This window comes from Streptomyces sp. KLMMK (assembly GCF_036961605.1).
Taxonomy (GTDB): domain Bacteria; phylum Actinomycetota; class Actinomycetes; order Streptomycetales; family Streptomycetaceae; genus Streptomyces; species Streptomyces telluris.
On sequence record NZ_JBAMDC010000343.1, the window covers coordinates 1 to 6875 of the forward strand.

6 protein-coding genes and 1 pseudogene are annotated in these 6875 nt (G+C 71.2%); 2 read left to right on the plus strand and 5 right to left on the minus strand.

Translation table 11 applies throughout. The features are described 5' to 3' along the window. Positions 1–59: 59 nt before the first annotated feature. The 5 genes from V7793_RS30375 to V7793_RS30390 all read right to left on the minus strand — a co-directional run bounded on the left by V7793_RS30375 (position 60) and on the right by V7793_RS30390 (position 5469). Positions 60–2588, minus strand: coding sequence for an ABC transporter permease (locus tag V7793_RS30375; protein ID WP_336012530.1), 2529 nt, complete (start codon positions 2586–2588; stop codon positions 60–62). A gap of 133 nt (positions 2589–2721) precedes the next feature. Next, positions 2722–3510: an ABC transporter ATP-binding protein gene (locus V7793_RS30380; RefSeq protein ID WP_336012519.1), complete on the minus strand. Its 789-nt coding sequence runs from the start codon at positions 3508–3510 to the stop codon at positions 2722–2724. Positions 3511–3744: 234 nt separating this feature from the next. Further along, positions 3745–4743, minus strand: coding sequence for an AraC family transcriptional regulator (locus tag V7793_RS30385; protein WP_336012522.1), 999 nt, complete (start codon positions 4741–4743; stop codon positions 3745–3747). A 220-nt stretch (positions 4744–4963) separates the two neighbouring features. Then, positions 4964–5326 carry a DUF6255 family natural product biosynthesis protein gene (locus tag V7793_RS38295; RefSeq protein WP_443058025.1) on the minus strand — a complete coding sequence of 121 codons (363 nt, stop codon included), beginning with the start codon at positions 5324–5326 and terminating at the stop codon, positions 4964–4966. Next, positions 5251–5469 carry a hypothetical protein gene (locus tag V7793_RS30390; protein ID WP_336012525.1) on the minus strand — a complete coding sequence of 73 codons (219 nt, stop codon included), beginning with the start codon at positions 5467–5469 and terminating at the stop codon, positions 5251–5253. The genes V7793_RS38295 and V7793_RS30390 overlap by 76 nt, the downstream gene beginning before the upstream one ends. A 113-nt stretch (positions 5470–5582) precedes the next feature. Between V7793_RS30390 and V7793_RS30395 the strand changes: the two genes are divergently transcribed. Both V7793_RS30395 and V7793_RS30400 read left to right on the plus strand, forming a co-directional pair. Beyond that, positions 5583–6419 carry a helix-turn-helix domain-containing protein gene (locus V7793_RS30395; RefSeq protein ID WP_336012529.1) on the plus strand — a complete coding sequence of 279 codons (837 nt, stop codon included), beginning with the start codon at positions 5583–5585 and terminating at the stop codon, positions 6417–6419. Between the two features lie 75 nt (positions 6420–6494). Continuing rightward, positions 6495–6623, plus strand: a pseudogene (locus tag V7793_RS30400) (DUF397 domain-containing protein); the annotation flags it as partial. Positions 6624–6875: the final 252 nt, after the last annotated feature.

Sequence of the window (6875 nt, forward strand, 5' to 3'; positions counted from 1 at the left end):
TACGCACTATTAAGTGGGCACTTACCCGGAGGTGAGGGGAGCGGCCGGGGCCGCGGGGCCTACTGCGCCCCGATCGACTCCAGCATGTTCAGCTTCGCCGCCCTGCGGGCCGGCCAGACCGCGGCCAGCACGCCCACGGCGAGCGCGATGAGCAGGAACACCGCGATCCGCGCCCACGGCACGACCATCTCGTACTGCGGGAAGGACGAGCGGACCAGGTGGCCGCCGGACCAGGCGAGGAAGATGCCGACCCCGACGCCCAGCACCGCGCCGAACATCGCGATCGTCACCGACTCCAGCCGCACCATCTGCTTGACGCCCGTGCGGGCCAGGCCGATCGCGCGCAGCATCCCGATCTCCCGGGTCCGCTCGAAGACCGACATAGCGAGGGTGTTGACGACGCCGACGACCGCGATCACAACGGCCATGCCCAGCAGCCCGTACATCAGGAAGAGGATGTCGTCGATGTCCCCGGCCTCCGAGCGGCGCAGGTCCTCCTGGCTCTGCACCTTGATGAGCGGGTTGCCGCCGAGGGTCTCCTTGATCTTGGCGCGGAGCTCGCCGGCCTTGCCGGGGACCGCCTTCACCAGCACCTCGTCGTCACGCACCTTCTCCAGGTGCGGGTCCACGAGGGAGGGGGTGGCGAGGACGGCGGAGACGACGTCGTTCTTGGCGTAGATCGCGGCGACCTTCGGGGCGGCCTTCTCGCCGTCGTAGAAGTCCATCGGCAGGGTCGACCCGACCTTCAGGCCGCGCTCCTTGGCGTACTGGTCGGACACCGCGACGGTGCCCTTCCTCACGTCGGCGGGGGAACCGCTGACGAACCGGATGTCCGCCACCTTGCCGAGCGACGCGACGTCCGCGGCGTGGGCGAGCGCGGGCTGGTTCGACGACTGGAAGCCGGCCGAGCGCAGCGGGACCACGGCGGCGACGCCGGGTTCCTTGGCGAGGGTCTTGGCGATGTCCGTGGAGAGACCGCCGAAGTTCGCCGACGTCACCTTGTAGTCGGCCGTCAGGTCCTGCTGGCCCATCTTCGCCACGCCCTGGTCGGCGGAGACGGCGACCACGGTCAGACCGGTGATCAGGGAGAGGCCGATCATCAGCGCGGAGGCGGTCGCGGCGGTGCGGCGCGGGTTGCGCAGCGCGTTCTCCTTGGCGAGCTTGCCGCTGACGCCGGTCAGCCGGCCCGTCGCCTTCGCGAAGAGGTGGACGAACGGGCGGGAGAGCAGCGGTGCCAGGACGATGACGCCGCCCATGGTCAGGGCCGCGCCCGCCATCGCGAGCTCCAGGCCGTCACTGTCCTTGAGCCTGGTGATGTACAGCATGATCGCGACGCCCAGGCCGGTGAGCACGGCGCCGATGCCGTTGCGGACGACGAGGCTCTTGACGGCCGGCGGCTGCTCCGCGGCGGCCAGCGCCTCCACGGGGGCGATCTTCGCGGCCTTGCGGGAGGGCAGCCAGGCGGCCAGAACCGTCACCACGACGCCGACGCCGAGGGCGGCGAGCACGGACATCGGCTCGATGACCAGCGGCCCGTCGGGCAGGCTCGCCCCGGCGGAGTCCAGCACCGCGCGCAGGCCGGTGGCGACGCCCAGGCCCAGGACGAAGCCGACGGCGGAGGCGACCAGGCCGAGCAGCCCTGCCTCGATCAGCACCGAGCGCACCACCTGGCGGCGGGACGCGCCCACGGCGCGGAGCAGGGCGATCTCCCGGCTGCGCTGGGCGATCAGCATGGTGAAGGTGTTGGCGATGATGAAGATGCCGACGAAGAGGGCGATGCCCGCGAACGCCAGGAAGGTGTTGCGGATCGAGCTGGTCTCCTTGTCGATCATCTTGGACTCCTCGGCCGCCAGCTCCTTTCCGCTCTGCGTCCGGAAGGCGTCCTTGGGAAGCGTCTCGCGGACCTTGGCGGTCAGCTTCTGCTGGTCGGTGCCGGGCTTCGCGGCGACGATGAGCTCGCTGAACTGCCCCGGGCTGCCGAGGAGTTTCTGCGCGGTCGCGGTGTCGAACAGGGCGAGGCTGCCGCCCGCGCTCACCTTGGGGTCGTCGGTCTCGGCGATGCCGACGAGCTTCTTGGTCATGACGGGCCCGTCGACGGCCAGCCGGACGGTGCCGCCCACCTTGGCGCCCGTCTTCGCGGCGGTCTTCGCGTCGAGGACGATCTCGCCCTCGGCGGCGGGGCCCCGCCCCTTGACGATCGGGTAGCGGCTGTCCTTGCCGTTCACGCCGGGCACGAAGTTGGCGCCGAAGCTGCCCCACTCGCTGCCGGCGGGGTTGTTCTCCTTGTCGGCGACCATGACGGTGCCGCTCACGGACGGGCGTACGGCGGCCACGCCGGGCAGGGCGCGTACGGACTCGACCACGCGGGAGTCGAGGGCGTCCTTCTCCTTGAGGGCGGACCGGCCGGCGGTGACGGAGACGGCGACGTCGTCGAGGCTCTTGGCCATCTTGTTGCGGTAGGCGCTGTTGACGGAGTCGCTGAAGACGAGGGTGCCGGAGACGAAGGCCGTGCCGAGGAGGACCGCGAGCGCGGTCATCATCAGCCGGGTCTTGTGCGCGAGGAGGTTGCGCAGGGCGGTACGGAACATGGGTGTGGTCTTGTCCAGGGTTCGTGGGGGCGAGCCGGGCGGTGACGGGGCGGTCGCGCGGGCCGTGCGCGGAGCCGTGCGCTGGACGGTCATGCGCGGGGCTGTGCGCACGAGGGCCGTGCGGCCGGCCGCCTCAGCTCGTACGGCCCTTGGCGTCGAAGGCCTTCATACGGTCCAGGACCGCGTCGGCCGTGGGCTCGCGCATCTCGTCCACGATCCGGCCGTCGGCGAGGAAGACCACGCGGTCGGCGTAGGAGGCGGCCACGGGGTCGTGGGTGACCATGACGATCGTCTGCTGCAGGGCCTGCACGGACTCGCGCAGGAAGCCCAGCAGTTCGGCGCCCGAGCGGGAGTCGAGGTTGCCGGTGGGCTCGTCCGCGAAGATGATCTCCGGCTTGGCGGTGAGCGCGCGGGCCACGGCCACACGCTGCTGCTGACCGCCCGAGAGCTGGCTGGGCCGGTGCGAGAGCCGCCCGGACAGGCCGACGGTGCCGACCACCATGTCCAGCCACGCCGGGTCGGGCTTGCGGCCCGCGATGTCCATGGGGAGGGTGATGTTCTCCAGGGCGGTCAGCGTCGGCAGCAGGTTGAACGCCTGGAAGACAAAACCGATCCGGTCCCGGCGCAGCCGCGTCAGCTGCCGGTCGCCGAGCGAGCCGAGCTCCACGTCGCCGATCTGCGTCGAGCCGGACGAGATCGTGTCGAGGCCCGCCATGCAGTGCATCAGCGTGGACTTGCCGGAGCCCGAGGGGCCCATGATCGCGGTGAACTCGGCGCGGCGGAACTCCACGGAGACGGAGTCCAGCGCCGTCACGCGGGTGTCGCCCTGCCCGTAGACCTTGCTCAGACCGGTGGCTCGGGCGGCGACGGCGGTGCCGGCCGTGCCGACGGGGGTCGTGGGAAAGGCGGCCGCGTGGGACACGGGGTCTCCTCCGGGAGGTAGGGGAAGGGGGTCCGGTCATCGGTCCGCGCCGGGAATTCCCCGGGGACACCATGGCCGGAATCAACTCCTCCAATTCTCGGGGCGCGGCCCGCCCGGGGCGTCAGCCGTACGGCCGGAAAGCCGTACAACCTGAAGGCCGACGGAAGGGTGCCCGCGTAGTCCCTGAGACGGACACCGTCATCCCCAGGACCCACGAGGCCCCTGCGGGGCGGGTTACGAGCGCAGCGTGCGGGACGGCGGGTGCCCGTAGCGCCGCTGGTAGTACCCGGCGAACCGGCCAAGATTGTTGAAACCCCAACGGTAGGCGACCTCGGCCACGGTGACGTCTCCGTCGCCGCGCGCCGCCACCAGCTCCTGGTGGGCCCGGCCGAGCCGGACCTCGCGCAGGTACCCCAGGGGCGTCGAGTCGACGTGCCGCCGGAACGCTTCCTGCAGCGCGCGGGGGCTCACCCGGGCCGCGGCCGCGAGGTCGGCCAGCGTGAGCGGCTGGTCGGCGCGCTCCTCGGCCAGCGCCATCGCCCGCCGCACGGCGGGGTGCGCGACCTCGCCCGGGCGCTGCGCGTCCACCCCCTGGGTGATCAGCTCGTGCGTCTGCATGAGGATCGCGGCCGTCGACTGCGTCAGGTGGCCGGCCACGAGCGGGCTGCTGCGGGCCACGCCCTCCCCGAGCACCTCCCGGTGCACGGCCGCCGAGATCCCCGCCCAGCTCCTGGCCGCCGCCGCCGAGGTGGTCCCGTTGAGCGAGAAGCGGGCCCGTACGGAACCGTCGAGGCCGAGCGCGTCGGCCGCCGCCCGCTCCACCATCTCCCGGTCGAGCCGGACGGTCGTCATCCGCGCGCCGGGCGCCCAGTGCACCTGGAAGGAGCGGTACGGGTCGAGCACATACGTCTGCCCGGGCCCGACGACCCGCTCCTCCCGCCCCGGCGACATCACCCGCACCCGGCCCCGCACCAGCTGGCAGACCAGCAGGTACGAGTCGAGGGGCTGGGGCGCGACGAGCGTCTCGGCGCCGTACTGCAGCCCCGACACCGTGACCCCCGGGAAGCCGCCCTCCGCGTACCACGCGGAGAACTCCTTCGGGTCGCCGAGCACGCTGAGTTGATAAGGACTGTAGGCAGAGCTGATGATCTCCCTGGTCTCGTCGAGATCGTTGCTGAGGACGAGCGTGCGCATGTTGCCGGGGGCCTCTGGCCCCACGCCTGGTTCAGTCATCAGGGGCTTCCCTCGGGTGTCCGCGTATCCGGGACAGGTGCCGCGTTTGGCGAGTAGCCGATGGATGGCCCCGTTAGTACCGTTCCCCTTGTCCGCAGTCAAGGCGCGGGCCGGTCCCACAGCTGTTTCGGGACAGGGCCCCGTCGGGGGGAAGCGGGTCACGGCCCTGGGTTCACGGGGGACATCCAGGGCCGGTCCCGCAAGCGGGGGCGCCCCGCCGTCAGCGGACAGACGGCGGGGTCTTCGCGTACGCACTCCCGGGCGGCCGCCGCCCCGGAGCGCCGGGGCTGGGGCATCCCCACACCGGTGCGGGCGCGCTGTCGGGCATCGGCATCCTCAGCGCCGCGTACGCGGTGTGGCGCTCGGCGCCGCACAGGGGGCACCGCTCGAACCCGAGCGTGCGGGACCACCCCACGGGGTGAGCGCAGCGGCGGAACACGAGACGCCCGGCCGCCGTACGGGTCGCCGCGGCCACGTCGCGCGCGGCCCTCTCCGGGGACAGCGCCGTCACGAGTGCACCAGCCGCTGGTGCCGCACGAACTCGGCGTTCAGCGCCTCGGCCTCCGCGGTACGGCCCAGGCATGCGGCCCCGTGGAAACGCACGCGGAGCTCGGCGCACCGCAGACACCACTTCGACAGGTCAAGGGGCTGCCGCCCTGGGGCCTCTTCCGGCGTGTAACCGTGCTCTAGCTGCTGCTGTCCGCCCACGCGACTTGCCTCCGTCACATTCACCCCTTGGTGGGGGCGCTCACTGTCTGCCGGTTCAGAGTCGCCCGTGCGTACGTACGCTCGCCAGACATTCAGATCCCAACTTGAAGCTGGGAAAAGGAGTTGTGGCCATGACCCGACCCGCACGGAAGCTGACACCCGACCGCTCGTCCCGACACCTCTTCGGCGCCGACCTCAGGCGTCACCGGGAGGCAGCAGGCATGACGCTGGCGAAACTGGCAGAGGTAGTCCGCTACAGCCGCAGCCACCTGGCCCGCATCGAAACGGGCGGGCACGAACCGCCGCCCGACCTCCCCGGCAGGCTGGACGAGGCCTTCGGCACAGGTGAACGCTTCGCCCGGCTGTATGTGATCGCGCGGAGCGAGCGCGAGATCCACCCGGACAAGTACCGCAGACGCATGGAGCTGGAGACGCGGGCGCAAGCGATCGACGAGTACGCCGGGCACCTCGTGCCGGGGCTGGTACAGACGGAGGACTATGCACGGGCACTGTTCCGGGTGTGCAACCCGAGGGGCACGTCTGCCGAGATCGAACAGCGGGTGTCGGCCCGGATGAGCCGCCAGTCACTCCTACGGACGGACACCCCTCCCCACATGTCCATGATTCTGGACGAGGCAGTGATCCGACGGCCCGTCGGCGGGCCGGCCGTCATGCGGGCCCAGCTGAGCCGCCTGACCGAGCTCGTGGACAACGGCACGACTGTTGTGCAGATCCTGCCCTTCGCGCATGGAGAACACGCCTTCTTGGGCGGCGAGTCGACACTTCTGACGCTGGATGACGGATCGACCGTCGCCTACGAAGAAAGCTCTGGATCAGGCACGCTTCTGGAAGATCCGGTCGCCGTCCAAGCCCGCGTGCGAGCCTACGCCCTCCTCACGGCGTACGCCCTGACGCCAACTCAAACCGCCGCGTTCATGAGGGATGCCATGGAGGCGTTATCGGCATGAACACCGCCCTGGGTCCGTCCAGAGCGAACGTGATCCGGGACCGGCTACGGCACCGGCGGCGGCTGCGCCGACAGAGGACCGCCCCACCACCGCATCGTGCCCGTACACGACTCGAAGATGCCCGGCGGGCCGGCGCTGACGTTCGAACCGGAAGCGTGGTCCTCGTTCACCGCCGCAGTGCGCGACGGCAATTTCCGTCCGTGACGGAGCCGCGCCGGGGGATTCTCCAAGCCTCGGGGTGCGGGGAGTGGGGGTAGGTGGAGATCCGTGGTTCGGGTGCGGGTCAGAACAAGCTGGCAGCAGGGGGAGGGGTGGGGGGTTGGGTTCGGTGTGTTGGCTGTGCGGTGGGTGGGAGGCTGGGCGCCGTACTCGCGCCGTCGCGGATGCGGGTGCGTGAGGAGGCCGGTCCGTCCGTCTGTGGCTGAGGGGGAGCTGGCTGCTGCCGCGGTGTGGTTT

What these genes read in the sequence shown, in the direction of transcription:
- V7793_RS30395 (WP_336012529.1), top strand. Translation starts at nt 5,583, where the DNA reads ATGACCCGACCCGCACGGAAGCTGACACCCGACCGCTCGTCCCGACAC.
- V7793_RS38295 (WP_443058025.1), bottom strand. Translation starts at nt 5,326, where the DNA reads ATGCCTGGGCCGTACCGCGGAGGCCGAGGCGCTGAACGCCGAGTTCGT.
- V7793_RS30375 (WP_336012530.1), bottom strand. Translation starts at nt 2,588, where the DNA reads ATGTTCCGTACCGCCCTGCGCAACCTCCTCGCGCACAAGACCCGGCTG.
- V7793_RS30385 (WP_336012522.1), bottom strand. Translation starts at nt 4,743, where the DNA reads ATGACTGAACCAGGCGTGGGGCCAGAGGCCCCCGGCAACATGCGCACG.